24 protein-coding genes and 3 pseudogenes are annotated in these 25,363 nt (G+C 68.1%); 12 read left to right on the forward strand and 15 right to left on the reverse strand.

Annotated features, from left to right (window positions below; all coding sequences use genetic code 11):
* The first annotated feature begins 162 nt into the window (after positions 1-162).
* Together rpmG and GA0115254_RS27295 are read left to right on the forward strand one after the other, a co-directional pair.
* Positions 163-327, forward strand: coding sequence for a 50S ribosomal protein L33 (rpmG, locus tag GA0115254_RS27290; RefSeq protein ID WP_093897938.1), 165 nt, complete (start codon positions 163-165; stop codon positions 325-327).
* Positions 328-388: 61 nt separating this feature from the next.
* Positions 389-649, forward strand: a complete 261-nt coding sequence (locus GA0115254_RS27295; RefSeq protein ID WP_093897939.1) for a type B 50S ribosomal protein L31 — start codon at positions 389-391, stop codon at positions 647-649.
* A 187-nt stretch (positions 650-836) separates the two neighbouring features.
* On the opposite strand, the gene GA0115254_RS27300 is transcribed toward GA0115254_RS27295, so the two are convergent.
* Entirely contained in the window at positions 837-1,493 is a 657-nt protein-coding gene (locus tag GA0115254_RS27300; protein ID WP_256102802.1) for a YoaK family protein, read from the reverse strand.
* 128 nt (positions 1,494-1,621) lie between these two features.
* Between GA0115254_RS27300 and GA0115254_RS27305 the strand changes: the two genes are divergently transcribed.
* On the forward strand, positions 1,622-2,401 hold the full coding sequence (locus GA0115254_RS27305; protein ID WP_093897940.1) for a tyrosine-protein phosphatase: 780 nt from the start codon (positions 1,622-1,624) through the stop codon (positions 2,399-2,401).
* 385 nt (positions 2,402-2,786) lie between these two features.
* Complete coding sequence (locus GA0115254_RS27310) at positions 2,787-3,302, forward strand: DinB family protein (protein ID WP_093897941.1); 516 nt, start codon at positions 2,787-2,789, stop codon at positions 3,300-3,302.
* Positions 3,303-3,599: 297 nt separating this feature from the next.
* Here GA0115254_RS27310 and GA0115254_RS27315 read toward each other — a convergent pair whose 3' ends face one another.
* Positions 3,600-4,178, reverse strand: coding sequence for a PadR family transcriptional regulator (locus GA0115254_RS27315; RefSeq protein ID WP_093897942.1), 579 nt, complete (start codon positions 4,176-4,178; stop codon positions 3,600-3,602).
* An 83-nt stretch (positions 4,179-4,261) separates the two neighbouring features.
* Here GA0115254_RS27315 and GA0115254_RS27320 point away from each other — a divergent pair, with 83 nt between their 5' ends.
* Positions 4,262-4,702, forward strand: coding sequence for a nuclear transport factor 2 family protein (locus GA0115254_RS27320; RefSeq protein WP_093897943.1), 441 nt, complete (start codon positions 4,262-4,264; stop codon positions 4,700-4,702).
* Between the two features lie 128 nt (positions 4,703-4,830).
* On the opposite strand, the gene GA0115254_RS27325 is transcribed toward GA0115254_RS27320, so the two are convergent.
* On the reverse strand, positions 4,831-5,298 hold the full coding sequence (locus tag GA0115254_RS27325) for a nuclear transport factor 2 family protein (protein WP_093897944.1): 468 nt from the start codon (positions 5,296-5,298) through the stop codon (positions 4,831-4,833).
* Positions 5,299-5,614: 316 nt separating this feature from the next.
* Between GA0115254_RS27325 and GA0115254_RS27330 the strand changes: the two are divergent.
* Together GA0115254_RS27330 and GA0115254_RS47800 are read left to right on the forward strand one after the other, a co-directional pair.
* Positions 5,615-5,970: pseudogene (locus GA0115254_RS27330) on the forward strand (lytic polysaccharide monooxygenase); the annotation flags it as partial.
* A gap of 14 nt (positions 5,971-5,984) precedes the next feature.
* Positions 5,985-6,521 (forward strand): annotated as a pseudogene (locus tag GA0115254_RS47800) (dienelactone hydrolase family protein).
* Between the two features lie 117 nt (positions 6,522-6,638).
* Here the strand turns inward: GA0115254_RS47800 and GA0115254_RS27345 are convergent.
* Positions 6,639-8,174, reverse strand: a complete 1,536-nt coding sequence (locus GA0115254_RS27345) for an MFS transporter (RefSeq protein WP_093897947.1) — start codon at positions 8,172-8,174, stop codon at positions 6,639-6,641.
* Positions 8,175-8,612: 438 nt separating this feature from the next.
* Here GA0115254_RS27345 and GA0115254_RS46540 point away from each other — a divergent pair.
* From GA0115254_RS46540 to GA0115254_RS27360, 3 genes and pseudogenes are all read left to right on the forward strand, one after another.
* Positions 8,613-8,813, forward strand: a pseudogene (locus GA0115254_RS46540) (SAM-dependent methyltransferase); the annotation flags it as partial.
* A 584-nt stretch (positions 8,814-9,397) separates the two neighbouring features.
* Positions 9,398-9,616, forward strand: a complete 219-nt coding sequence (locus GA0115254_RS27355) for a hypothetical protein (RefSeq protein ID WP_141720915.1) — start codon at positions 9,398-9,400, stop codon at positions 9,614-9,616.
* Positions 9,617-10,167: 551 nt separating this feature from the next.
* Positions 10,168-10,761 carry a hypothetical protein gene (locus GA0115254_RS27360; protein WP_093897949.1) on the forward strand — a complete coding sequence of 198 codons (594 nt, stop codon included), beginning with the start codon at positions 10,168-10,170 and terminating at the stop codon, positions 10,759-10,761.
* 523 nt (positions 10,762-11,284) lie between these two features.
* Here GA0115254_RS27360 and GA0115254_RS27365 read toward each other — a convergent pair.
* Positions 11,285-11,893 (reverse strand): GOLPH3/VPS74 family protein, encoded by a 609-nt coding sequence (locus tag GA0115254_RS27365; RefSeq protein WP_093897950.1) that lies wholly within the window; start codon positions 11,891-11,893, stop codon positions 11,285-11,287.
* 428 nt (positions 11,894-12,321) lie between these two features.
* On the opposite strand from GA0115254_RS27365, the gene GA0115254_RS27370 reads away from it, so the two are divergent.
* The gene (locus GA0115254_RS27370; protein ID WP_093897951.1) at positions 12,322-13,260 is read left to right on the forward strand and encodes a phosphotransferase family protein; all 939 of its coding nucleotides are present in this window, start codon (positions 12,322-12,324) and stop codon (positions 13,258-13,260) included.
* Between the two features lie 80 nt (positions 13,261-13,340).
* Here the strand turns inward: GA0115254_RS27370 and GA0115254_RS27375 are convergent, their stop codons facing one another.
* The 6 genes from GA0115254_RS27375 to GA0115254_RS27400 are packed head-to-tail and all read right to left on the reverse strand — an operon-like array spanning position 13,341 to position 19,809.
* Positions 13,341-14,168 carry an ABC transporter ATP-binding protein gene (locus tag GA0115254_RS27375; RefSeq protein ID WP_093897952.1) on the reverse strand — a complete coding sequence of 276 codons (828 nt, stop codon included), beginning with the start codon at positions 14,166-14,168 and terminating at the stop codon, positions 13,341-13,343.
* Positions 14,165-15,148 carry an ABC transporter ATP-binding protein gene (locus GA0115254_RS27380; RefSeq protein ID WP_093897953.1) on the reverse strand — a complete coding sequence of 328 codons (984 nt, stop codon included), beginning with the start codon at positions 15,146-15,148 and terminating at the stop codon, positions 14,165-14,167. Before GA0115254_RS27380 ends, GA0115254_RS27375 begins: the two co-directional genes overlap by 4 nt.
* Positions 15,149-15,153: 5 nt before the next feature.
* Positions 15,154-16,005 (reverse strand): ABC transporter permease, encoded by an 852-nt coding sequence (locus tag GA0115254_RS27385; protein WP_093897954.1) that lies wholly within the window; start codon positions 16,003-16,005, stop codon positions 15,154-15,156.
* Entirely contained in the window at positions 16,002-16,949 is a 948-nt protein-coding gene (locus tag GA0115254_RS27390) for an ABC transporter permease (RefSeq protein WP_093897955.1), read from the reverse strand. Before GA0115254_RS27390 ends, GA0115254_RS27385 begins: the two co-directional genes overlap by 4 nt.
* Positions 16,950-16,955: 6 nt before the next feature.
* Positions 16,956-18,611: an ABC transporter substrate-binding protein gene (locus GA0115254_RS27395; protein WP_093897956.1), complete on the reverse strand. Its 1,656-nt coding sequence runs from the start codon at positions 18,609-18,611 to the stop codon at positions 16,956-16,958.
* A gap of 13 nt (positions 18,612-18,624) precedes the next feature.
* Positions 18,625-19,809 (reverse strand): C45 family autoproteolytic acyltransferase/hydolase, encoded by a 1,185-nt coding sequence (locus tag GA0115254_RS27400; RefSeq protein ID WP_093897957.1) that lies wholly within the window; start codon positions 19,807-19,809, stop codon positions 18,625-18,627.
* 140 nt (positions 19,810-19,949) lie between these two features.
* Between GA0115254_RS27400 and GA0115254_RS27405 the strand changes: the two genes are divergently transcribed.
* Positions 19,950-20,840: a MurR/RpiR family transcriptional regulator gene (locus GA0115254_RS27405; RefSeq protein ID WP_093897958.1), complete on the forward strand. Its 891-nt coding sequence runs from the start codon at positions 19,950-19,952 to the stop codon at positions 20,838-20,840.
* 591 nt (positions 20,841-21,431) lie between these two features.
* Here GA0115254_RS27405 and GA0115254_RS27410 read toward each other — a convergent pair.
* From GA0115254_RS27410 to GA0115254_RS45300, 4 genes are all read right to left on the reverse strand, one after another.
* A complete protein-coding gene (locus GA0115254_RS27410; RefSeq protein WP_093897959.1) occupies positions 21,432-22,349 on the reverse strand; it encodes an NmrA family NAD(P)-binding protein in 918 nt (305 codons plus the stop codon).
* Between the two features lie 614 nt (positions 22,350-22,963).
* On the reverse strand, positions 22,964-23,551 hold the full coding sequence (locus GA0115254_RS27420; RefSeq protein WP_370740950.1) for a peptidoglycan recognition protein family protein: 588 nt from the start codon (positions 23,549-23,551) through the stop codon (positions 22,964-22,966).
* Between the two features lie 1,099 nt (positions 23,552-24,650).
* Positions 24,651-24,857, reverse strand: coding sequence for a DUF5988 family protein (locus GA0115254_RS27425; protein WP_093897961.1), 207 nt, complete (start codon positions 24,855-24,857; stop codon positions 24,651-24,653).
* 250 nt (positions 24,858-25,107) lie between these two features.
* On the reverse strand, positions 25,108-25,363 hold a 256-nt coding region (locus GA0115254_RS45300; RefSeq protein WP_218105586.1), incomplete at its 5' end, for a hypothetical protein.

Consider the following 25,363-nt stretch of genomic DNA (forward strand, 5'->3'; position numbering starts at 1 on the left):
CCGGAACGGGGCATATGCGAAGGGGCTCGCCGTGGCGGGGGTTTCCACGCGATTTGTGGGCGGGAATGTGGCTGGACCCTCACGCGTTCCACCATCAGAACGAAAACGATACCCATTCCCATACGGTAGGAATGGGGTCGACGCAAGAGAGTGGAGGCGTCCATGGCGCGCAGTGAGACCCGTCCCGTCGTGACGCTCCGGTCGACGGCCGGAACGGGACAGAGCTACGTGACGCGCAAGAATCGCCGGAACAATCCCGACCGGCTGGTCCTGCGCAAGTTCGACCCCGTCGTGGGGCAGCACGTCCTCTTCCGCGAGGAACGCTGACCGCCGCACCCGCGTCGGACACCTGATCCCGCCCCCCTGTAGTGGCAAGGAAGGAACGCCCATGAAGTCACGTATTCACCCCGTTTCCCGTCCGGTGGTCTTCCGTGACCGCGCGGCGGGGGTCGCCTTCCTGACCCGTTCGACCGCGGACGCGGATGAGCGGGTGACGTGGGAGGACGGCCGGAGCTATCCCGTCATCGACGTGGAGACCTCGTCGGCGAGTCACCCGTTCTACACCGGGGCCAAGCAGGTACTGGATACGGCCGGCCGCATCGAACAGTTCGACCGCCGCTATGGCGGTCAGGCACCTGCCGGCAGCTGATCCGTACCCGGAAGGCCCGATTCCGTGCCGTGAATCACAGTCCGTGGTGCGGATTCTCGGGAACAGGGTGCGATGGTTTATCGTTCACCTATATGTGGATGGCGTGCATCGCACCCACACGTGAGCCGCCCCGGCTGGATTCCCCCGATCCGGCCGGGGCTTTCCTTTACCCCGTGGGTGGGCGCGGTCAGCCACGGGAGAGCCTCCTGCGCACCGACTCGATCAGCAGCGCACCCGCTGCGGGGGCCACGGCCACCGTCGCTGCGGCACCCGGCCAGAACCGTACCGCCAGCGCGGTCACTGCCGCCCCTGCCACGACCGCGAGCAGCCGGCCGGCCACCCAGCCGTCGTCCTGGTTGCGCGACCGCAGCGTCACGCGGCTGACGAGGGACGTGAGCGTGCCTGTGAAGTAATTGGTGGGCGTCGCGCGGATACGGCCCTGAATCCCCATGGCCGCAGCAATGAGGACCAGCAGCCCCAGCCGGTCCCCGCCGGAGGTGATCAGGTCCAGCGCCCACAGCACAGCCGCCGCCGCCAGCAGTGCCACCTCGATCAGCAGCATCACCGGCAGAGGCCACCGCAGCCGCTCGCTCATCCACGCACCACACATGACCCCGAAGCCGTACGAAACGAGTGCAGTGATCACGCGCAGGGCCACCCCGTGCTCCCCGACACCGGCGGCGGAAGCGCCCAGCAGCACCAGATTCCCGGTCATCACACCGGCGAAGACCTGACCGACACAGATGAAGACGAACGCGTCGGCAGCCCCGGAAGCGGCCGACAGGAGCAGCAGGGCCCATTGGCCCCGTGGATCGCATCCGGTGAGGAGGGTAGGAGTAGACACGCCTGCATTCTCGGCTCAGTCCCTCCGAAGGCGCCTGCTCGCAGCCGGTACGGCGCGGCGGGCCGGTCGAGGCCGAGCACCGGCATCGCGCTGTCGTGCACGGTGACGTGACCTTAAGGTTCTGCATTGTGAACAGACATATAGCGTTCGAACGACTGCACAACTTCCGTGATGTGGGCGGATATCAGGGGGACGGCGGCCGCCCGGTGCGCTGGGGGAGGCTTTACCGGTCCGACTCGCTGGGCAAGCTCCGGGGCGAGGACTGGGACCGTTTCCTGACCCTCGGCGTCCGCACGGTCATCGACCTGCGTTACGACTGGGAGATCACAGCCAAAGGGCGAGTGCCCGACGCACCGGGAATGCGCTACCACCACCTCAGCATCGAGCACCGGCCCTACGACCAGGCGGCACTGGGCCCGGATGTGGAGACCGGACGCTTCCTGGCGGACCGGTACGCGGAGGTCGCCCACGACGGAGTTACCGAGCTTCGCCGCGCCCTGGACGTAATCGCGGCCGAGGACAGCGGACCCGTCGTCTTCCATTGCGCCTCGGGCAAGGACCGCACCGGGCTGCTCGCCGCACTCGTTCTGTCCCTGCTCGGTGTGGCCGAGGACGACATCGTCGCCGACTTCACCCTCACCGGGCTCGCCACCGAACGGCTCCTGGCCGACTGGCGGGCGGACCACGCCGACCAGGACCCGGTCTGGCCCGGTTACGGCCGGGCACCCGCCGACGTCATGCGGTTCTTCCTGGCGGATCTCGCCGCGACCCACGGCTCCGTCCGCAACTACACCGCCGAACTCCTGGGTGTTGACGAGGAATTGGTGGCTGCGCTGCGCAGAAACCTCCTCGAACCCGCGAGGGAGGGCCGGTCGGCCGCACGCGGCACGACTGTCGGGAGCGCCTGAGCCTGCGCGTGCGGGTCAGTGGAAGCGATTCTCGTGGGATCTGCTCACCGGCCTGCTCGCGTGTCTGCCCTCCAACAGGACAGCCGGCCCGGGTTACGAGCTGCCCTCCACAGGAGCTCCTGGACCTGGGCCGGGACACCCGATCGGCCCGCGGCCGGTTGCAGGCCGCTCCCCTCCGGCCCGACGTGAGGTGACGCAGTATGCGTCGACGGCGTACGGATCACTCGCCGACGAGCGGGGCGGGGAAGGGGCTGCTCGTTCTGTTCCTGGGCTCGGAGTGGCCGTCGGCATCACCACATCAACCGCGACCAGCTGGTCGACGGAGCCCACGGGCGGCAGGTGAAAACCCTGTCCCGATCCGGCGCGCACAAGGCAAGATCATGGGATGACATGGACAGCACCTGATGTGAAACGCATACCTGGTTCACTCGTGGCCGGTGAGCGGGAGATGCTCACGGGCTATCTCGCCTGGTTCCGCAGCACCCTGTTGCACAAGTGCGCCGGCCTGAACGGGGCGCAGCTCGCCGAACAGACGGTATCGCCGTCGCATCTCACGCTTCTCGGACTGATCCGCCATATGGCGAAGGTTGAACGTGTCTGGTTCCGGGAGCGGTTCGCCGGCCAGATACTCGACCCCATGTACGACCCCGAGAAGGGCAAGGACGCGGACTTCGAGGACCTGGACCCGGCCCGCGCCGCCGAGGACTACGCGCGCCTCGTCGAGGAATGCCGACTGGCGGACGAGATCGTTGCCGATGCCTCGTTGGACGACACCTTCACCCATGCCGACGAGGTGTACTCACTGCGCCTGGTCCACGTCCACATGATCTCGGAATACGCGCGCCACATCGGCCACGCCGACCTGTTGCGCGAACGGATCGACGGTGTGACGGGGGGCTGATGCGCCACTGAGAGAGGCCCGGCCCGGTAGCTGCCCAGACGCCGGGGCAGTCCGGCCCGGGGCCGGCGGTACACGGTCCCGGTGCCGGGTCGAGCAGCGCGATGTCCGCCGCGAGGGCGGCGAAACGATCCGTACCGGCTCCGGCCGCCGCAACGCGACGACGCAGGGCGAGCCGCGGGACGAACATGGATCGCCATTTTTTTCAGGCGCCGTGATTCCGGCACGCGAGGCCGGAGGGTGCGCCGTCCACCGACGTAACAACGGACACGCGGTGGGATGGGAGCGATCTGGTACCGGCTAGGCATCGTCGTCCTCCACTGCAACAGCCTGCCGTCGGCGCAGGAGAGCCGCGATCCGGAGGCACCAGTCCCTGTTCTCCTCCTCGAAGGCGAGGCCGCGCAGACAGGTCAGGTACGGTCCGACTCGCTCGCCCCTGAGCAGAAACTCGTCCTCGTCCATCTCGCCGCGCAGTTGCCGCAGCAGGTTGCCGAAGAGCTCGACCTTGGCCGAGGCGGCGGCCGCCCGCTCGTCCAGCTGAGCGATGACCGGACCGCTTCCGACGTGATCGGCGGCCTGGACCTTGACGACCAGGTCATCGCGGATGAATCCAGGCTTCGCGCTGGCCGCGGCGAATTGCTCCAGCTCGGCCATCCCGGCGTCGGTGACATGGAACAGCCGCTTGTTGGGCCGGGTCTCCTGCACCACTTGCCGGCCCGCGACCAGTCCGTCCTTCTCCAGCCTGGCCAGTTCGGCGTACAGCTGCTGTGGCAGCGCGTGCCAGAAGTTCGCCACGCCGACATCGAACGCCTTGGCCAGCTGATACCCGCTGTACTCCCCGTCCAGCAGTGCCGCCAGCACCGCATGCCGCAGGGCCATGGCCCGACCCCCTTCCCTTTCGCTTTCTGCCTCTTCATGATACTCATAAAAGTGATTAGTCAGATTCTTGAGTATGGAGGCTGATGATGTCTGCCGAGACCGCGGACCGTTTCCGCGCCGCCGTCGAGAAGCGCGATCTCGCCGCACTGGACGACCTGTTCACCGAGGACGTTCGCCTCTACAGCCCGGTGAAGTTCACTCCGTTCGAGGGGCGGCCCATGGTGCTTGGGCTGTTCGGGGTCCTGCTGCGTACGTTCGAGGAATTCCGCTACGTCGGCCACTTCGATGGATCGGCGGAGACCAGCACGGACGCGGCGCAGGCTCCGTCCGAGATTCTGCTCTTCCGGGCGAATGTGAACGGCAAACAGATTCATGGCATCGACCTGCTGCAGTTCGACGAGGCGGGCTTGATCAAGGAGTTCACGGTGATGGTTCGCCCGCAGTCCGCGGTGCAGGCCCTGGGTGCGGCGGTCCTGGAGGGTCTGGTCAGGGACGGCCTCGTCCCGGCTCCGGACGCGGGCTGAATCGCGCCACAACGGTGGGAAGGGGCGCCCGATGGAGAGTGCGCGCATATCCCGAAAGACCCGCCCCTGCCAGCTGCTTGTGGCCTTTCCTGCCGTCCGTGGCCGACTGTCCCCGCCTGGTCGGCTCGTCAGAGGGCGAGGTCGCTCAGTCCGGGGTGGCCGTCCGGTCGGCGGCCCAGCGGCCAGTGGTACTTCCTGTCGGATTCCCGGATCGGTACGTCGTTGATGGACGCGTGCCGGGCGCTCATGAGCCCGTTCGCGTCGAACTCCCAGTTCTCGTTGCCGTATGAGCGGTACCAGTTGCCCGAGTCGTCATGGCACTCGTACGCGAACCGCACCGCGATCCGGTTGCCGTCGAAGGCCCAGAGCTCCTTGATGAGCCGGTAGTCGAGCTCCCTGGCCCATTTCCGGGCCAGGAAGGCGACGATTTCGTCGCGTCCGATAACCCATTCGCCGCGATTTCGCCACTGGGAGTCCTCGGTGTAGGCGAGTGCCACCTTCTCGGGCGTCCGGGAATTCCAGGCGTCCTCGGCCAGCCTGACCTTCTCGATCGCAGACTCGCGTGTGAACGGCGGAACCGGGGGATGCGCGGTCATGATCTCTCCTGTGGCATGTGATCTCGGGGTGAACCCCGAGGGTATGGCCAGTTGGGCCCGGTGAGGGCTGACCGAAAGTCGCCTGTGTCGCCGACTCCGGCCGAAGTCGGTGCTCTTGATGTGAACGCGTCGATGGGTATGGTCCAGTCCAAGTGCAAGGTTGTCTTCCGGACGCCTGCAACTTCAGGGCAGACGTGGTGATGGGTCTTGCCGCGCCCTTCGCGCCTCTTGGCCCCCACACTGGAGAGGCCGGCCTGCCACTGCTGGGCCCCCACGGCCCGACCGCGTGCAGTGACGCCTCATGTGAAGGAGAAGCATGCACACGAAAAGGAAGACGGCCGCGGCTATCGGTGCCCTACTCGCACCCGTACTGGCCGTGAGCCTTCCGGCCGGTTCCGCCGACGCCCACGGATACATCTCGTCACCTCCGAGCCGTCAGGCTCAGTGTGCCGCCGGACTGTGAGCTGTGGTGACATCAAGTACGAGCCGCAGAGCGTGGAAGGTCCCAAAGGGCTGACCAACTGCAGCGGTGGCAACAGCCGGTTCGCCGAACTCGACGACGACTCCAAGGGGTGAAAGGTCACCCCCGTGAGACGGACCACTTCCTTCCCATGGGTCCTGACAGCCCGGCACGCCACAAGCACATGGCAGTACTTCGCCGACGGCCGGAAGACAAGGAGTTCGTCATGGATCCCTTCGGAAAGGGCGTCAGCGGCTCCTCGCGACAGGAATTCGACGCGCTGATGAGGCCGTTCCTGGAGGACCGTGACATGCTCGCGGACCGGTTGTCCGCCGTGGTCGCCACCGGCGCGGGGCTGTCCGAGGTGGACGCCTCCCGCATCGCGGCCATCGGGTTCTGCTTCGGCGGACTGTGCGTGCTCGATATGGCCCGGACAGGTGCACCCGTCACGGGGTATCCGCCGTCCACGGCATGCTGACCCCGCCGCCAGGACTGACTCCGCGGAAGACCGGCTGCAGGGTTGCGGTGTACCACGGTTGGGACGACCCATTCGCGCGACCGGAAGATGTTGTCGCACTGGCGGGAACTCGCCGATGCCGGGGCCGACTGGCAGTTCCACGCATTCGGCCGGACCATGCACTCCTTCATGGCGGAAGGCGCCGACCGGCCCGAGCTGGGGATCGCGTACAACGCTCGATCCGCCGAGCGGGCCTGGTCGGGGCTGCGAGGATTCCTGGCGGAGTGCCTCGACCCGAGCGACTGACCTCCCAGGAGGATCAGGCGCATCTGCGGCCTGACTGCTCCCGCGACTGTGCTCCGATCATACGGAGCGCCCCTTGACAGCCCGGCATCGCAGGGCGTCGCGACCAGCACCGGACGTTCATCGAGAACCGTCTCCGTCCGTGAAGTACGACGCGAGAGCCCGGCCTCGTCGTCCGGTCGTCGTGGTCTGCGTCGACGGCAGCAAGGACGATAACCACGACCGGGCCGTCGCGGACGGCCGGATGTGCTTCCTGGAGCGGTTGCTGCGACAGGGCAGCGATCTGCGGGCGGACTGCATCACGCCGGCGTCAGCCGACCCGGCCGCCGGCCCGCACGGGGCGATGACGTGCAACCCGATGCCGCGCTCGCGCAGCACGGCGCCGAGGGGCACCAAGTGCAGCCCGGAGCGGGAGAGTAACAGCATGGCGGCCGCCAGCAGGGCGCCGCCAGTGATAGCCACCGCCGCGGTGCCGAACGCTGCGGCGAGGACCGGGGCGGACAGCTGGCCAACGGGGACCGACGCGAACGAGCCGAAGTCGTCGTAGGCACCGACCCGGGAGATCAGTCGTTCCGGGACGTGGATGTGCCAGACCGTCGACCACACGACGGTGAAGAAGTCGGCGGCCACCCCGGCGGCGAATGCCGCCGCGGCCAGCCAGAAGGTGTTCGCGCCGGTGCCGAGGAGGATCAGCGGGACGGCGGTCAGGGTCATCGAGGACAGGGCCGGCACCATTGGCCGCCGTACCGTCAGCTTCACCATCACCATGCTGGCGAGCAGCGCCCCGGCGGCGCGGGCGCTCAGCACCAGGCCCCAGCCCTCGGCGCCGATCGTGTCGTCGGCGATCACCGGGCCGAGGATCTGCCAGACGCCCATGTTGACGGCGTTGAAGACGGCGAAGGCCAGCGTCACCGACCAGATCCACGGCTTGGCGCTGAAGTAGCCCCAGCCCTGCCGCAGTTCCTCGAGCATCGTCGGGCCGCCCTTGGCGCGGGATGGCAGGTCGGGGAGTGAGATCCGGGCGAAGCAGACGGCCGCCAGGAGGAAGGACGCGGCGTCCGCGGCGATCGCCCAGCCGCCTCCGACGGAAACCGTCAGCAGGCCGGCAGCGGTCGGGCCGACTATCCGGGTGGTGTTCCTGGCTGAGGCCAGCAGGGAGTTGGCCTGCTGTATGCCGCGTCCGATCGCCAGCTGCGGGACGATGCCGCGCATCGCCGGGGTGGTCAGTGCCTGGAAGATGCCGTTGAGGGCGGACAGCGGCAACAGGAGCGCGGGGTGCTGGTGGGTGAGGAGGAGGATCGCCACGCCGGCCTGGCTGATGCCGGCGCCCAGGCTGGTGAGGCGGAGCACGGTGTCGCGGCGGTAGCGGTCGGCGATGCCCCCGCCGATGATCAACGTCGCGATCATCGGGACCATGGAGGCGGTGATGACCGCGGACAGCCAGACGGCGCTGTCGGTGACCTCCAGTACGCCGAAGGCCAGCGCGACGGGCGACATGGCGCTGCCGGCCTTTGAGATCGACCAACCGGTGAAGAACCACCGGAAGGCGGAAGAGCGGAGCGGCCGCCCGGACGCGAGACTTGTGCTGGATGCCAGTAGCGCATCGGTTCTGGGTGGTTCGCGATCCCGATTTTCAGGCGCATCTGTTTCAGGCACAAGGGGTGATGCTGCCAGCGCGTGCAGGATTCATCAAGTGATTTCCGGAGTGGGTGATCGCCGCCGGGCGCCTGCCCGGAACAGGCACGACAGATGCCGCAAGGCGGATCGCGGGGCAATGACGTGCGGGCTCACCGACGGGCGTCGCTCGGGTGCCAACTGGCTTAGACCGACCAGCAAATGGGGGGCGGCGTCGCGGGGCTGGGCACGCGCATCTGCCGCGTTGTCGTCAATCACCATGGCTCCTTCCCCAAGCTCTCGGCTGCGCTCGAGCAGGGGAGACCCCATCTGTCTCAATCCTCCGCCTTGCAGCTGCACGCACCCAGCCCCGCTCCTTCTCCCACCCCCCATTTGCCGGTCGGTCTTATTCGCACTCCTCTGTTCAGCCGTGGAATCATCGGCCGCCGGATAGGGAGGCATCCCTGTGAAGGGCGGTGCATGTGGTTGCCGGCCGGGAGTTGGGACAACACGTTGTTCTCGGGCACGGCTGCCTCCTATGCGCGTGGGAGGGTTCCTTATGCCCCGGGCCTGGGGGACACGCTCGCCGAAGCACTGAAACTTGACGGGCGGGGACGCCTTCTCGACGTGGGATGCGGGCCGGGCACGCTCGCCCTGAGTCTGGCGCACTTGTTCGGCGAGCGGACCTGCTGTTGTGGTGCCCACCGGGCGATGTCTCCTCGATCAGGCGGTACTGGGTTCGGGCGCAGCCTGAACTCGGCGCCCTGCGCGTGCCGTTCGCAGAGCATGCCGCCGTACCACAGGGTTGGATCTGTGACTTCGAGTCGTTCGCCGAGTTCCTCATGGGGTGGGGCGAAGTCGTTGTGGAAGCCGACCGCCGTGGCTGGGGCATCGTCGGACTTCGCTGCTGATCCCCGGAGCGCTGAGTGCCCGACAGCTGAGGACGTTCAAGCGCACGCGGCTGAGGAGCCAAAGCCAACTACGCGCTCTCGACAACCCGCACGTGTACGTACGCCGCGCAGCCGCCCGACAAACGAAACCGCCTGCGAGGGCGCTGGTCCGGCTGATGCGGGACACCGGCACCGCACAGACGGCGCGGCACCCCATGAGAGGAACGACCGGCTGCCTGCCGGCCTGTAGGTGGCCTCCGGCAGCGAACCGCCGGCGGAGATGGCCCGGCTGCTGGAGGCGTTCGAGGGGCGTCGCGTCGTATCTCCGAGCCGGTTCAGCCTGTGCGGCGGCCCGGCCGTATCTCGGGCAAGGCGATGGAGGACGCCCTGCAGCGCGCCCGGCAGGCCTGCACCCCGGACGTGGTTGAGCTCGACGATGACGAGCAGGGGCGTGCGGGGCCGGCGCCCATCAGCCGTCACGCGGCCTTGCCCAGCAGGTCATTGCTCGCCTGGGGCAACGATGTCCTTGCGCTCCCCGTGGAGCCGGCTGCGCCCGGCGTCGTCGAGGATCCGGTGCTCACCGTGCCGGACTGACGCAGCCGGCTGCGCGTGCAGTGTGCTCTTGGCTTCGTTGGCCTTGCGCAGTCTCTGCGCGGACCACAGCTGGGCTTGGGTGCCGTCGTACCCCAGGATGGTGAGAGCACGATCGTGGGTGCATCCGAGGGGCGCGGAGCCGGGCGGCAGGACATCCCTCCGCTTCGACCGGCTGCACGCCGGGGCCGACAACGGCTCCACGGACGGTTACTGCAGGTCAGGGCGAGCGGGACCGCGGATGACGGGCATTCAGGGCGGTGGCATCTACCTCCAGCCCGGGTTGTGTCAACAGAGACACGCTGTCACTAAAGGGTGAGCGGGCATCAGCAAGTCGCCCGGACAGGCTAACGGCACATCAACTAAGCCATTTTTAAAGGTGATTGATGTTTTGTCAGATTAAATGGAAATAGCATATGGGTGTCTCGTGTACCCCGTTTGGCGCCCCGGCTCCAACCTTTCCAACGTGTCCGATATGACAGCTATCGGGGCCGTTAGTACGTTCAATCACGGGCCAGCTGCTCAGCCGGCCTCTCTGAGACAGGAGAAGTGACATGGTTACGCGTTCCACTGTCGTTACCGCCGCTCTTGCGGCTGCCGCGGCCCTGGCCGCCACCGGCATCACCTACGCCTCGGCCGCCTCCTCCGAGCCGGCCCAGGCAGCCCCGGTAGTCCAGCAGGCCGCCGCCCCCGTGTCGGCCCTCGACGGCGGCGACGCCGGCAAGGGTGGCGAGGGCAAGGGCAACGAGGGCCGGGGTGGGGGCTACGAGAACAAGGGTGGTGGCAACGAGAACAGGGGTCACCGGGAACACTTCAGGGGCCGGATCCAGATCAACGAGCGCACCTACACCGCCGAGGGCGGCGGCTGCATCACGGTGGTCAGCGGTCTCGGTTCCAAGACCCTCAACATCCGCAACGAGAGCCGCCGGACCGTCGAGGTCTTCCGTGGTGCGACCTGCGACAACGGCGCCCCGCTGGCGACCGTCGGCCCCTGGAGCTCCAGTGACGGCGTCCACCCGGGTCGCGTCAAGGGCGGCGTGAAGGTCCGCAACGGAGTTGTGGCCAGCTTCCGAGTGATCGAGCGCCACCACGGCGGCGGCAAGGGCGGCGACTTCGGCGAGGGCGACGACTTCGGCGACGACTACTGAGACCGGTGATCGAGCACCCTCACGGTGGTCGGTAACCGAGCACCAGTACAAAGGCCGGTGATTGATTCACCCGCCTGACATAGAACCCCGGCCCGCCGGAATCGGGCCGGGGTTCCAGTCTGGATTCTTCTGCCATGCCATTCTAGAGCCGGACGGTGAGTTGCTGCCAGCCCAGCCGGAACAGCCGCGCGCCGTACACGGCCTTCCCCTGTCGCAAGGACCATGCGACCGGGTGGCACAACGTGGCACCAGCGCTGCGGACGCCGCCCACGTCCCGGGCGTGCAGGAACCCGCCCAAGCGGTACGGACAGGGCCCTGATCGCCCTTTCCCGCCCCCGTGGTCGCATGCGGACCGCACTTGTGCCTCGTTGCAGGTCGTGAGTGCCCCGGGCCGGATGGACGTAACCGCCGGGGGAAGCAGCTGCTGGTGCCGGATGGGCCGGGCCGGCCGGTGGTGCCGCCGACCGACGCGAAATGTCCGGGCGCCGTCTCCACACAGCCTGCGACATCGCGTATGCCTTCGTTATTCGCCTCGCCAGACGTTGTCGAAGGCCGCCTCGTCGAGGGCTCGCCGTTGCCGTTGGAACTCCAGATCCCTCAGCGCGTCATCAACGGCGGCGAGCACCGTCGCCACAGCATCGTCGGCCACGCACGGGGATTCGCCAATCGGCTTGTCACGGATTCCGACGGCCGCTGCAAGGGCGGCGAGTACGGGCTCATCCGATGTCCAGCGCTCGGCCGCCTCGCGGCGAGCGGGTGAATCGACCAACACCAGCTTACTGGCTACGGAGGGCATCCAGCGGGGGCGGCGTTGCCGAGTGAGCTGCCCTTCCGCCTCAAGGGCGTCCAGATAGGCCGTGGACAGGCCGCGGCCTCTGCGCCACAGCCAGTCTTCGAGCGACTCGTACGGTGCCTGTCGGACGAGCGACGATGCGGCCTCATCCAACAGGCGATCAGCCATGGCCGGCGGGTGGCTCGGCACGATCTGATCGCCGTCCAGTCTGACGGCCTGGGCGCTCAGGAGGTCGATCACCTCGGCTCCCGCGAGCGCAAGCGACAGATCGCCTCGCGCCACAGGGCGACTGGCCGCCATGTCCATGGCGGCGATCAACAGGTCCCGCGGTGTGGTCATGAATGGCTCCGTGTCAGGGGCATCAGTAGCGTTGCGTCGTTGAGCAGCCGGTCCGGCGCCCGGCGTGACGCCGAGCGCCGAGGTCAGATGTAGATGCAGATGTCGATGGCCGCCGTGATCGCTTCGCGGACCTGCTGCGTGTAGTGGGCAGGGGTGAAGTCCGTCCGCCCCGACGCCGTCCACCAGCTTACGGAGCACGGACGGCGGCTGCATCCCGCGCTGATGGCCCCGGCCCGCTGGGAGAGCGCATATCCCGGCAGAGGCCGGTGTCGGCACGAGGTCCGACGCTCAGGTTCTTGTCGAAAGTCGCCTCGTACGGAACGCGGCGAGATCCACGAAGCCTTCCGCGGCCTCGCCACCCTGCCTCATCACCCACCGACCCATCCAATGCCTTTGCCGGGCCCTTCTGCGCGCGCCACACTCGTCCGATGACCACGCCTCCGCACTTCGCGTCGACACGTGACTACGTACTGCATCTTGAGGATCTCGGCTTCTGGCAGCCGTACATCGCCGAGATCTTGAAACGCCACGGTCTGTCCGTCCCGGGCGAGGAAGCGGTGTCCGGCACCGGCGGAACGTTTCCCACTTACATCTACGGCGATATCGTGGTGAAGCTGTTCGGTCGCCTGCCCTCGTGGCGCGGGGGCCACGTCGCTGAGCGCGCGGCACAGAATCTGCTGGCCACAGACTCGGCCATCGCCGCACCCAGGCTGCTCGGTGAAGGTCGGCTGTTCGACGATCCGGCTGATCCGTGGCCGTATTTGATTACCACGCGGATGCCCGGGGTCTCTCTGGAGAGCACCACTGAGGTGACGGCGGAACAACGGCTGGAGATCGCTCGGGAACTGGGACGTCAGGTCCGGCGGGTGCATGATCTCAGCCCTTCCGGCATCGTCAGCGATCTCGACCTGCCGGCGCTCGACGTGACAGCGGCCTGCGCGCGGAGTTCGCTACCGGCGCACCTGGTGGCGCAGGTCGAGACCTATCTCCATGAACTCCGGCCTTTCGACCGTGTGGTCGTGCACGGTGATCTGACAGCGCGTCATACCTTCCTTGACGGCGGCCGATTCGCCGGAATCATCGACTGGGGCGACACCATGGTGACCGACCGGCACTACGAACTCTGTCAGGTGCACCGCGACGTCTTCCGCTGCGACAAGACATTGCTGCGGGCCTTCCTGGATGCCGGCGAATGGCCGGTGGAGAAGGACTTCGCGCGCCAAGCGATGGGTCTCGCCCTGCATCGCCAGGCGCGCGGCGTCGCCCAGCATCACACTATGGACGTCTTTGAGCCGGTAGCGGCGCTTCTCCCGCTGCAAGACATCGCGACACTGGGCGACTTGGCTGCGGAACTCTTCGGAGTCTGAGTCGATCTCTATCGTGCGCGGACCGGGCGCAGGGTGGCGAGTGACGAGTCCTGCGTCACCCGTTGCCCTCGGTCAGCGGCTCAGGCCATGGCGGCCCGGGCATTGACCGCATCCGCCGGATTCCAGCCGGCTCGTGGCACCGAGGCCAGCAGCAGCCGGGTGTACGGGTCCTGCGGACCGGCCAGCACCTCGGCCGTCGGTCCTTGCTCCACCACCGTTCCGCGGCGCATCACCAAGACCTCGTCCGTGATGTGGTGGACGACCGCCAGGTCGTGGCTGACGAAGACGAGAGCCACCCCGGTGTCCCGTCGGATCTCGCTCAGGAGCTGAAGGATCTGCGCCTGGATGGAGACGTCCAGCGCGGCCACTGCCTCGTCGAGGACCAATACCTTCGGGTCGACCGCCAGCGCCCGTGCGATGGCCAGCCGCTGCCGCTGGCCGCCGGAAAGACCGTGTGGCCTGGCTTCCGCCTCCCGGGTGCCGAGTCCCACCTGGTCGAGCAGCTCGTCGGCCACGGTCTTCTCCCGGCCGTGCAGACGCAGAGCCGTGGTGAGGCACTGGCGGGCGGTGAGGCGGGGGTCCAGGGAGACATACGGATCCTGGAAGACCATCTGGATCTCCCGGGCCCGTGCCAGCCGCGCATCCCGGCCGCGCGGGGTGCGCAAGGCGCGGGGTTGTCCGGAGACGGAGACGCTGCCCGCATCCGGACGTACGAGACCTACCAGCATCCGGGCCACGGTTGTCTTGCCGGACCCGGACTCGCCGACGATTCCGAGTGAGCCGCCCGGCGGGACGGTGAAGGTGATGCCGTGGGCAGCGGTGAGGCGGCCTCCGCCGGGCAGCCCGTATGTCTTGCGCAGTCCGGCCACGGCCAGCAGTGGCGCGGCCTCCGGCGTTGCGGTGGTCATCGGTCACTCCTCTTCTCAGTGTCCGGACCCGTCAGCACGGGCAGGCGGCGGCAGGTCGCGGTGCCCTCGCCGTCCAGCTGCACCGGCTCGGGCCGCCAGGCCGAACACTCCGGTTCGGCATGTGGGCAGCGGTCGGTGAACTCGCAGCCGCCGAACGCGTCCGCGAGCGACGGCGGGCGCCCCGGGATCGGGAGGATATTCCGTTGCCCCTCGCCAAGCGTCGGAGAGCAGGCCAGCAGTCCCTTCGTATACGGGTGACGGGGCCGGTCGAAGAGGATGCCGGCGGGCTGCTCCTCGACGACCCGGCCCGCGTACATCACGTACACCCGGTCGCAGTACGCAGCGGCCAGTTGGAGATCGTGTGTGATGAACAGAAGCCCCAGGTTCCGATCGGCCCGCAGGGTGCGCAGGAGTGCGAGGATCTCGGCCTGGGTGGTGACGTCCAGGGCGCTGGTCGCCTCGTCGGCGAGGAGCAGCCTGGGCTCGGCGGCCAGCGCACCCGCGATGACGACGCGCTGGAGCATGCCGCCTGAGAGCTCGTGCGGGCGTTGACGGAACCGGCGCTCCGGGTCGGAGAGGCCGACCTTGCCGAGGAGTTCGACAGCTCGGGTGCGGGCTGCCTTCTTGTCGAGTCCGGTCCCCGTCAGCCGTTCGACCAGGAAGTCGCCGATGCGGCGGACCGGGTTGAGAGCGGAGCGCGGATCCTGGTGGACCATCGCGACCGTACGGGCCCGGTGCCGGCGCAGGGCGTCCCCGGCCAGCGCGAGAACGTCCGTGCCGTCGACACGTACCGAACCGGAGACGGCCGTGCGGTCGGGCAGCGTACGCAGGGCTGCCTTGGCGGTCGTCGACTTGCCCGAGCCGGACTCGCCGACCAGGCCGACCACTTCGCCGCTTGCCACCCGCAGGGAGACATTGTTGAGGACGGGCCGGGCGGTGCCGGGGAGTTCCAGAGTGAGGTTTGCGATGTCGAGGAGCATGCGGCTTACCTCCTGCTGCCGAGTCGGTCGGCGGCCCAGACCCCGACGACGTTGAAGGACACCACGACGAGGGCGATGGCGAAACCGGGCACCAGGGCCGGCAGCAGCGCGCCCTGGACGACGGCTGCCTGCCCCTCCTGCACCATCAGACCCCAGTCGGAGCTGGGCGGCTGGGCGCCGAAGCCCAGATAGGAGAGCGTGGCCAGGGACATCAGGGCCTCGCCGAACAGCACGACCAGATAGCCGGTGATCGAACGGCCGAGGTTGGGGACGAGGTAGCGGACGCAGATCCGGGCTCCGCCCATGCCCTGGACACCATAGGCGTCGATGTAGGGCTTGCGGCGTTCGGAGAGTGCCACCGAGCGGGTGTACTTGGCGACGGTCGGTGTGTAGGCGAGACCGAGCGCGAGCACGGAGGTCGTCATTCCGGTGCCGAAGACGGCGATGATCAGAACGGTGAACAGCAACCCTGGAAAGGCGTACATGACGTCGGTGAGGCGGGAGACCACCGTGTCGACCCAGCCGCCGCGCCATGCGGCGAGTGTGCCGAGGGTGACGCCGAGGACGGCGGCGATGGCCAGCAGGAGGATCGGGGCGACAAGGCTGGTGCGGGCCCCGTACAGCACCCGCGAGAGGAGGTCCTGTCCGGAGGAGTCGGTGCCGAGCAGATGTTCCGGGCCGGTGCCGACCAGGGATGCGGAGAGGTCGATGGCATCGGGGGCGTACGGAGCGAGAAGCGGTGCGAGGAGCGCCGCCAGGACGACCACGACGAGCGTCCCGCCGGCGATCACCACACCCACCGGGCGCCGGTCCTTCCCGGTCTTCGGCCTGACGCGATCAAGGGTGAGTGCGCTCATGCGGAGGCCTCCTTCACCCGCGGGTCGAGCAGCGGATGCACCAGGTCGACGAGGGTGGTCACGACGATGTATCCGGTGACCATGAGCAGGAGTACCGCCTGCGCGACGGGGAAGTCGTGCGTGTTGATCGCGCCGACGAGCAGCGAGCCGATGCCGCTGATTCCGAAAGCGGTCTCCACGACGACCGTGCCGGCCAGCATCCCCGCCATGACCAGGCCGCACATGGTGACGATCGGGCCGAGCGCGTTGCGCAGCACGTGCCGGACCACGATCTCCCTCTCGCGGATGCCGGACGCGCGGGCGACCTCGACATGGTCGGCCGCGCCCGCATCGACCATCGACTGCCTGGTCACACGGCTGATCAGGGCGAGCGCGCCGAGTGCCAGGGACAGGGCGGGCAGTGTCAGATGGTGCACGGTGCCCGCGAACCCCTCGCCGCTGCCGGTCACCGGGAACCAGCCGAGCTGTACACCGAAGACCGCGACCAGGGCGATGGCGGAGACGAAGGACGGCACGGAGGCAGCCAGGGTCGTCCCGCCGACGACCGTCGAGTCGATCCAGGTGCCGCGGCGGACGGCGGCGAGCACGCCGGCGCCGACCCCGAGGACGACGAAGAGCACGGTCGCGTACGCCACGAGGGTGAGCGTCGTCGGGAAGCGGGCGGCCAGGAGATCGGCGACCTGGTCGCTGTACTTGAAGGAGCGGCCGAGGTCGAGTTGGAGGCAGTCGCCGAGCCAGCGCCCGTACTGCACGACGAGGGGCTCGTCGAGGTGGTACTGGGCCCTGACCAGTTCCAGCTTTTCCGGGGAGAGCTTGTCGCGACCACCGGCAAGGAAGACGGCGGGGTCGCCGGGCGCCGCGTACACGGCGGCGAAGATGACGAAGGAGGCGGCGAGGAGTGTGGCCAGCAGTCCGGCCAGCCGCCGGGAGATCCGGGCGAGCATGCGCGTTCAGCCCTTCTTCGAGCCGAGTTCGGCGGCCCACGGGTAGTAGAGGTAGGCCATGGAGGCGGGCGGCCCGGTCAGTTTCTCGTTGAGGACGAGGACGGAAGGCACCTGGGCGACCGAGATCCAGATGGCGGCGTCGGTGAACGTCTTCTGGATGTCGACCGTGAGCTTCGCGCGCTCGGCGTCGTCGAGCGTGGAGAGCGCCTTCTTCACCTTGGCGTCGTACGCGGCGTCCTTGAAGCCCACCCAGTTGTTGGAGGAGTCGGAGAGTGCGTTGTCGTAGAAGCCCATGGGATCGGCCTTGGAGATGTACCAGTCACCGACCAGCACATCGATGTCGGCACGGGCCTGCGCATCGCTGTAGAACTGCTCGAACTGCGAGGTCGGCACCGTCTTGATCTGCCCCTTGAGCCCGATCCGCTGGAGCGCGGCGCGCACGGCATTGGCGACGACGGTACGGCCCTGGCCGGCGTCAGTGCCGATCACTACCGGCTCGGTGGGATCGGCGCCCGCCTCCTTCACCAGGGCCTTGGCTGCGGCGAGATCCTCGGCGGTCGGGGCCGCGGGGGCGTAGGCGACGGCCTTCTGGGCGGCCTCGAAGACGGGCTTCTCATAGCCCCAGGCGCCGGAGCCGACGGGGGTGCCCCAGGGCTGGACCATGCCGCCGTAGCCGGATGCGGCGATGCCCTTGCGGTCCAGCGCGAGCGAGAGCGCCCGGCGGATCTTCGGGTCCTTCAGTCCGCCGCGCTCGGTCGGGATGAGGACGAGGGAGGCGGTGGAGGGACCGTAGTGCTGCTCGACGCCCTCCTTGCCCTGGAGAGCCGCCGCTGTGTTGGGCGATTCGGCGTAGGCACCGTCGGCGGCGCCGGTCGTCAGGGCGTTGACGAGGGCGCTGTCGGCGGCCCAGCGGAAGGTGACCCGCTTCGTCAGAGGCTTCTTGCCCCAGTATGCGTCGTAGCGCTCGATGGTGATCGAGTCGCCGGACTTCCAACTGCTCAGTCTGTACGGGCCGGTGCAGGCGTCGGGTTGTCCCGGCGTACCGAAGTCCTTGCCCGCCTTCTCGACCTGCTCCTTGTTCCAGACGATGCCCGCGTCACCGGCGAGTGCCTTGAAGAACATGGCGTCCGGCGCCTTGAAAGTGATGGTGATCCGGCGGTCGCCGGTCTTCTGCATCGCGGCGATGTTGCCGAACTCGTCGCCCTGCTCCATGTCCGGGTCGGCGTGCCGCTTCAGGCTCCACAGCACGTCGTCGGCGGTCATCGGGGTGCCGTCGTGGAAGGTGACATCGGAGCGCAGGGTCAGTACGAGGGTTTTGTCGTCAGGGGTTTCGGCCTTCTCGGCGAGGAAGGGCTTCGTCGACATGTCCGGCTGGAGCTGGTACAGCCGTTCGCAGACGTTGGTGAGGACGACGCGGCCCGCGCTCGAGCCCTGGGTGTCCAGGTCGAGCGAGTCCGGCTCGTCCTCCAGGAGCCAGTTGGCGTTGGCGAGTTCACCGGTGGCCGGGGTGGTGGTCGGGGTGAGGGCGAGCGTGGCCGCGTCGGCGGTCCGGGAGCCGCCTGCAGTGTTCTGGGTTGCTCCGCTACAGCCTGCGGTTGCGACGATCGTCGCCGCGACGAGGCCCGCGGCCAGGGCCGTCCTTCTTGAGGAGGTGTGGGTCATCACTGAATTCCTGTCAGTCCTGGCCGTACGGGCCGTCGTAGAGGTTCCAGGGAAGGTGCTGGTACTCGCGGTCGCAGGGGGTGCCCGCGGTCACGTGATAGTCACCGGAGGTGAGGTCGGCCAGGGAGGAGACGAGGGTGGTCCACCGCTCGATCTCCGGCCGGCGCGGGTCGGGGTGGGTGCACAGGGATTCGGGGTGGCCGAGGTGATCCGACATCGCCTGACGGATGATCTTGCGCGACTCGTCGGGGCCGGCGGAGCCGCGCAGCGCTTTCAGTCCTTCCGCGGCCCGGGGGACGCGGACCAGGGAATCGGACGACATCGGCCGGTAGCCGGCGGCGGCCAGCGGGGCGGGAATGCCTGCCTGGTAGTGGTTGCCGTGCACCAGCAGGCCATCGGTCGGATACATCCAGCCGTGCCCGGCCGGGGTGGTCTCCAGGTCGATGGCGAAGCCCTCACGACAGGTGAGCAGGGCATTGCTGGCGATATGGGCCCGGGTTCGGCAGAGCACGTCGAGGGCGTCGGTGATGTTGCTCTGGTCCAGGACACTTCGGCGTACGACGGTCTGGGGCAGCCCGATCGCATCGCTGAATCGGCCGCCGAGGCCGTTGGCGTTGAAGGCGAGCCCGGCGGAGTTGGCGCCCTGGCGGCCGATCTGTCCGGCCTCGACCTGCATGATCAGGGTCGGCTTGGGGGGTTGGACAATCCTGATCATGATGACGGTGTCGGCGACGCCGGCCCGCCAGTCCCAGTTCTGCCCGGCGTAGACGTGCCCGTCGCCACTGGCCTCGCCGTGGACGGCGAAGGAGGTGCAGCCCTCGGCAGGTTCTTCCTCGCTTGCTCGCCCGTCGGCTTCCATCTGTGCGAAGGACTTGTCGTAGATGACCTCACCGCGGGCGTTCAGGGCGAGGATGTCCAACAGGCCGACCCCGGCGCCGTCCGCGATGCCCTGCATCTCGTCGACGAGGTGGGGGGCGTAGCTGCGTACTGGCTCCAGCCAGTGGGCGGCCCGGGCGGTAACCCGGTCCCAGAGCAAACCTGCGGACTGCCCGAAGGCCTCCTCGTAGTAGCCGAGCGCGGCATGCAATTGGGGCCGCACGGCCTCGCCGTACTGGCGCCCGCGCTGGAGCGGGCTGCCGGAGATCTCGATGACCGGGAGGACCCGGGCGGGCCCGGGGTCCGTGGGGCGGGGTGCCATGCTTCTCCTCGCTCTGGAATGCACTCCGAACGACGCCGAAGGACCACGACAATCCTGTAACGTCGATTTCAGAATGCGTTCCGTCTGGAACGTTCTGCCCAGGAACAGTAACGTCGGTCACACGGAAGTCAATGGTTGTAATGGAAATTCCAGAGAACGGGACCGGAGTGACTCGGCTGCGCGCTGCGATTCGCGATCAATGGGAGGGTCTGTCTGCATCTGAGCGGGCCGTTGCACAGCACTTGGTCAGCGCCCCTGTCGAGCAGCTGCTCTTCGCCAGCGCTCAGGAGTTGGGGGCCGCCAGCTCCACCAGCAACGCCACCGTCGTACGAGCGCTGCAACGCCTCGGGTACGCGGGACTGCCCGCCCTGAAACGTGAGCTCGCCAACGACTTCACCGCGGCCGTCGCCCCCGAGGAGCGCCTCAAGCAGCGCATCGCGCATGTGGGCCAGGACCTGGAGTCCATCTGGGCCGATGTCTTCGACGAGGCCCAGGACCGCATCGATCACACCAGGCGCCTCACCGAAACGGACGCATTGAAGCGCTCGGTGACCGCCCTCGCCGAGGCGCGCGAGGTGTTCTGTTACGGAATCGCCGCCTCCGAACCGGGCGCCCGCCACCTGGCGTTGGCGCTCGGCCGGATCGGCCGCCGGGCCCGCTTCGTCTCCGAGACGGGTTTCGCCCTCGCGGACCAGTTGCTGGCTCTGGAGCAGGGCGACAGCGTGGTGATCTTCCAGCCGGGCCGCCGGCTGGTGGAGCTGACCGTCATGATGGAGCGGGCTCGTGCGGTCGGCGCCAAGGTCGTACTCGTGACGGACGAACTGGGCGAGGCGTATGCGGATCGTGTGGAGGCGGTCCTGACCGCGCCACACACCCCGACCGGGATCACAGCGGAATCGCTGACGGGGCTGCTCGTAGCGGACGCACTGCTGCTTGCGCTGGCCACGCTCGACGAGACCCGAGCGGTGGAATCCTCGCACCAGCTCACCGCGTTGCGTGAGCAGTTGCTGGATCCCAAGCGGCGACTCTGAGGCGGCCCGAGGGCGCTGTGCTGCTTGACCTCGACGACGGGGGAGGGCCTGCGCCGGGCAACAGTATCTTCCTCTCGCGCGTTCGGCGGCGGTGATTCGGCCACCGCCGGAAGCGGGCCTGTGTGAAGCCGCATCGGCAGCCTCGTGACTCTGCCCACTCACACCGGCTCAGCTCACAACACCTCACACATGCACCGACGAGCGGCGGGCGCAGGGGCGGGCCGAGGATGCCGGGGATGGCGGTGACATCGATCGTGGGGCGACCCGGGGCCGAGAGTCGAGTGGTCGACTCCGGTGCCAGGCAGCGGGCGCTGCCCCGAGCTTGCGGATGCCGGTAGGAGTCGTGAGAACGATGTCCTCGGTCGGCGGCAGGGCGCGTCCGGCGGTGTCCGGGTCGTCGCCGTGATGGTCGTGGCTGAGCAGACAGGTGTCGTGCGGGGTACGTCAGCGGCGGACATGGCGGGACCGGAAGCACGCGTGTCTCTGTCATGGGACCCCATCGTTCTTTTTTGGGGCATTCGTCGAGCTGTCTGTGAGGCGTGTCCGCACGGACGGCGGCTGCGTCGGCTGTTCCTCGGGCCCGGGATCGGCTCAGCCGAGGTAGAAGTCCCGGCGCGCGGCGACGAACGACTCGATCGTCTGTGCTGGTTGACCGGTGATGCGTTCGACTTCGTGGGTCGCGCGGTCGTAACGGTTCTCACGGTGCAACCGGGCCATGGTCTCGATGTGCTGCTCGGCATGCGGCGAAAGGCCTGCCTTTGAGAGCACCGTAGTGATCCACTGGTCCAGTGGGACGTCCGCATAGGACACCGGGCGGCCCAGCGCCCGGGAGAACTCCTCTGCTACGCCGTTCATGTCCAGCGTGCGCGGTCCGGTCAGCTCGTAGACATGACCCAGGTGCTGTGCCGGATCGTGCAGCACGGTCGCGACCACTCGTGCCACGTCGCCCGCCGACACCGGTGACGTGCGGCCGGTGCCGAACGGCAGGGCGAGCGTGCCGTTCTCCCTGATCGAATGCGCGGCGAGCGTGATGAAGAGCGGGTTGTCGAGGAACATCGTGGGCCGCACGTGTACCACCGGCAGGCCCGACCAGTTGAGCACCTGCTCGGAGAGCCAGTGCAGCCGCTGCTGGTGGGACTCGGTGGTACTGGTGGCGGTCATCTGGGACACCGTCATCTGCGACATGTCCACCAAGCAGTCGAGATCGCCGTGCTCGCGTGCGACGGTGGCCACCACGGTCGCCGCCAGCAGGTAGTCCGGCGACACACTCATGCTGAAGTACATCCGGCCGGCACCGTCGAGGGCGTCCGCCACATCGGCGGGCCGGGTGAGGTCGCCGACGACCACCTCGGCGCCGAGTGCGCGCAGTTCATCCGCGCGATGGTCGTTGCGGTGCACCAACGCGCGCACCGACTCTCCTTGGTCCAGGAGCAACTCAAGGACGATACGGCTCACACCGCCTGTGCCGCCACCGGCTCCTGTGACGAGAACAAGGTCGCTGGTAACCATCGGTGTCTCCTTCGGAGTCAAAGTCTTCGCTTCAGGGAACGGCCCTCTTGCGTGGTGTACGCATCGGAGCCATGGGAGAAGCTTGGCTACCCCCAGCGCCGGACCACGGGTGCCACGCGCTTGTGTGGCCACGCGGTGAATGGACATTCCCGGATGGTCCCGGGGCCGCCGGCCTCAGCTCCCGATTCGTTGCTACGGCCTGTTCTGCTCCAGTCATCGCTGCTCGTCGGCAGATCCCGGGGGCAGAGGGAAGAATCCGTCGATCGTCCAGAACTTCACCGGCGTCTCGTGAACGCGGGCGGGATGACCGGGGGAGGGCACCGCGCCTGGGACGGCCCCGGCGACGACGGAGACGAGGAGGTCGCTGTCAGCCGCGCGTTCCTGCAGGCCGATCTCCTGCCCGCCACCCGCTGCACAGCCCGCTTGCCGCTGACGTGCGCCGGCTCGAGCAGCCTCAGCGAAGTGCTGGGAGGCCAGGTCCGGCATCAGACGGGTCTTGGTGGGCCTGACGAGTGGGCGGCGCCCGCGCCGCCGGCCGCGCGCTCGTGGTCCACCTGAGGTGCCTGCGATGCCAGGGGGATGCGCTCCAGGTGTACTTGTCCTGATGGGGGCCGTCAATGACTGGTCTGTTGGAGGCTCCGCAAGCCAGCGGGCAGGGCGGCACCAGAGGGTGCCTCTGTGGACCTGTCGAGGAGGCCGGCAGCAATCCTTCGGATTGCGGGGAGTCGCGCGAACAGTGCATCTCCGGGGCAGTTGGTGGCAAAGCCGTCGCGATGGCCGGAGATGGCGTCGAATTCGGCCGAACTGCCCTTGGTGTAGCGGCTCTTGTCGTTCGTGGACGTGAGCCGCACCTTGCTGGTGGGGTCGATGCCGTTCAAGCCGAGCTTCCAGGCGGCGAGGGCTGCGATCGATTGCTCCATGGCCGCCGGTACGGGAGTGCCTCGTCCGAAGGTGCCGATCGCCGCAATCCCCGTGGTGCCCTGGTTGAACCCGAGTGTGTGAGAGCCGACGACGGGGCGGTCGGTACCGCCGGCGCGGCCTTCGTAGATCGTGCCGCATTTGTCGACGAGGAAATTGTAGCCGAGGTCTCCCCATCCCTGGTCACGGATCTGGCCCGTATACAGATTGCGCAGAGTACGCGGGACGTCGGCGCAGTCGTATCCGTTGGGCGTATCGGTGTGATGGATGAAGATCGCAGTCACCCTTTGCGAGTAATGGGCATGTGGGTCGCGCTTGGTCTCGTCGGCCCGCCATTGCGTACGCAACACGATGGCGGGCCGAGGCGCCGCACGGGGGAATGTCACTGACCTCGCTCCGAGCGCCGGGAACGGCAGCGCGGAATCGGCAGTCGACTCCGGAACTGTGTCGGCCCGCCATACGGCGAGGGGGCCCTCCGGCGTCGTATCGCCGACGGCACGGGCCGTCGTCACTGCGGGCGGTGCCGCCATGAGGGGAACAGCCACAGGGGCCGTGACCCACAGTGCTATCCGGTACAGACGCACGGGAAATCCTTCTTCGTCTTTCGCCGAGGGGGCGGCGGGAACGCGTATGCCCACAGCTTCGCGGTGGGATGTTCGCTGCGCGCCCCGGGTTAGTGCAGACAGGCGAGCGTGCCGCTGGGCGCCGAGGTGAGGGTTGTGCCGAAGGGTGCCTGCACCGTTGCCTGGAGGAGTGCACCCGGGGTTGCACCTTAGACACGATTATGTGTGCAAAACCGCTTTTTCATGATCCTGGGCGTTTTGCCTGGTCAGCCCCATGGGCACGCCCTTTCGCATGATGGCAGCCCGCAGCCCGCAGCCCGCAGCCCAGCACCGTGTCGAACAGCCCGTGGGGCGTCGGCGGGACGGGTGTGCGGGAATCCGGCGCTGCGTGGAGATGCTCGTGCCCTGCCGCGAACGCGGTTGCCTTCGCGTGTCGCGTGTCGCGTGATGACGGGCTGGAGGTCAGAGGACTGGGGGAGGAACAGGCAGCTCGGTCCACGACCAGGGCTTCGAGTTCTGTCCGGTCTCCATGACATCTGAGGTAGCTGGTGACGGGGAGGCTTGCCGCGCGTGTCGACGCGGATGTGGTGTGGCGGGCCGGCGCGTACTGTTCCCGCAATTCCGAGTACGTGAGCTACGACATCGTCGGCGACACGCGAGCGCGCGCTCCGCGGCGTGTCGACTCGCCGCCTGAGGGGAGCCGGGCTGCCCGTGAAAGGCCGGGGCCGGCGATGGCATCCCGGCTCGGCAGGGCAGCCGACAACGAGATCGCTCATGCTGTAAGGACGGACGGAACGCCAGGGCAGTTACGGGACAACCCTCACCCTGGGACTTCCGTGCGCTCCCACCATTCGTAGACAGGCAATTGGCCCTCGTCGGTTTCCTGGTGACGTGTCGTCGCCTTGAAATGCTCGTATCCACCACGGAACGGGATTTTGAGGTCGACTCCGGGCGTGGTGACGGAAACGATCCGCTCAGGAAGATCGTCGGGGCCGCCCTCAAGGACTGCTTTCATCGCGTTGGTCATGGCGAAAGTTTCCCCTGACGGTGGTCCGGCTTCCCCATGACGCGCCGAAGTGCTCGCCGCCGTGTGTCCTGCCGTCATCCCGGCAGCACGCCCGTGATTTCCGGCAATCACTCGATGCAGGACACCTGTCCCAGGAGGCGCGGAGACCGGCGGACGCAACCCCGCGGAGTTCGCGAACCTGCGGTACGCGCCTTGTCGGCCAGCCGGGCTACGACGTGGCCGCCTCGCGGTCGCGCCACAGGTCGGCTGGTCATCCGGTCTCCACGTCGACCGGCACGGCCCTGTGGACACGGCTCTTGCGCATCGCGTACTCGTCGGTAGCCACAGGCCCGCGGGCCTGTGGCTGAAGCCCTGGCATCGCGTCGATCAGTTGCGATTCCATGCTGCGGCTGACGGGGACGCCGAACACGCGCAAGGCGGGCGGGTGATGCGCCTGCGGATGGAAGTGTGTAAGACCGACCGGCAAAGTGGGGGCGGCGTCGCGGGGCTGGGCGACGCGGCATCTG

It is taken from the genome of Streptomyces sp. Ncost-T10-10d, from assembly GCF_900091955.1.
Lineage (GTDB): Bacteria > Actinomycetota > Actinomycetes > Streptomycetales > Streptomycetaceae > Streptomyces.

Coding starts and splice junctions, on each gene's coding strand:
- GA0115254_RS27410 (WP_093897959.1), bottom strand. CDS start 22,349: ATGGTTACCAGCGACCTTGTTCTCGTCACAGGAGCCGGTGGCGGCACA.
- GA0115254_RS27365 (WP_093897950.1), bottom strand. CDS start 11,893: ATGACCACACCGCGGGACCTGTTGATCGCCGCCATGGACATGGCGGCC.
- GA0115254_RS27390 (WP_093897955.1), bottom strand. CDS start 16,949: ATGCTCGCCCGGATCTCCCGGCGGCTGGCCGGACTGCTGGCCACACTC.
- GA0115254_RS27395 (WP_093897956.1), bottom strand. CDS start 18,611: ATGACCCACACCTCCTCAAGAAGGACGGCCCTGGCCGCGGGCCTCGTC.
- GA0115254_RS27320 (WP_093897943.1), top strand. CDS start 4,262: ATGATGTCTGCCGAGACCGCGGACCGTTTCCGCGCCGCCGTCGAGAAG.
- GA0115254_RS27385 (WP_093897954.1), bottom strand. CDS start 16,005: ATGAGCGCACTCACCCTTGATCGCGTCAGGCCGAAGACCGGGAAGGAC.
- rpmG (WP_093897938.1), top strand. CDS start 163: ATGGCGCGCAGTGAGACCCGTCCCGTCGTGACGCTCCGGTCGACGGCC.
- GA0115254_RS27425 (WP_093897961.1), bottom strand. CDS start 24,857: ATGACCAACGCGATGAAAGCAGTCCTTGAGGGCGGCCCCGACGATCTT.
- GA0115254_RS27315 (WP_093897942.1), bottom strand. CDS start 4,178: ATGGCCCTGCGGCATGCGGTGCTGGCGGCACTGCTGGACGGGGAGTAC.
- GA0115254_RS27370 (WP_093897951.1), top strand. CDS start 12,322: ATGACCACGCCTCCGCACTTCGCGTCGACACGTGACTACGTACTGCAT.
- GA0115254_RS27355 (WP_141720915.1), top strand. CDS start 9,398: ATGGAGGACGCCCTGCAGCGCGCCCGGCAGGCCTGCACCCCGGACGTG.
- GA0115254_RS27400 (WP_093897957.1), bottom strand. CDS start 19,809: ATGGCACCCCGCCCCACGGACCCCGGGCCCGCCCGGGTCCTCCCGGTC.
- GA0115254_RS27325 (WP_093897944.1), bottom strand. CDS start 5,298: ATGACCGCGCATCCCCCGGTTCCGCCGTTCACACGCGAGTCTGCGATC.
- GA0115254_RS27380 (WP_093897953.1), bottom strand. CDS start 15,148: ATGCTCCTCGACATCGCAAACCTCACTCTGGAACTCCCCGGCACCGCC.
- GA0115254_RS27360 (WP_093897949.1), top strand. CDS start 10,168: ATGGTTACGCGTTCCACTGTCGTTACCGCCGCTCTTGCGGCTGCCGCG.
- GA0115254_RS27295 (WP_093897939.1), top strand. CDS start 389: ATGAAGTCACGTATTCACCCCGTTTCCCGTCCGGTGGTCTTCCGTGAC.
- GA0115254_RS27375 (WP_093897952.1), bottom strand. CDS start 14,168: ATGACCACCGCAACGCCGGAGGCCGCGCCACTGCTGGCCGTGGCCGGA.
- GA0115254_RS27310 (WP_093897941.1), top strand. CDS start 2,787: ATGACATGGACAGCACCTGATGTGAAACGCATACCTGGTTCACTCGTG.
- GA0115254_RS27405 (WP_093897958.1), top strand. CDS start 19,950: ATGGAAATTCCAGAGAACGGGACCGGAGTGACTCGGCTGCGCGCTGCG.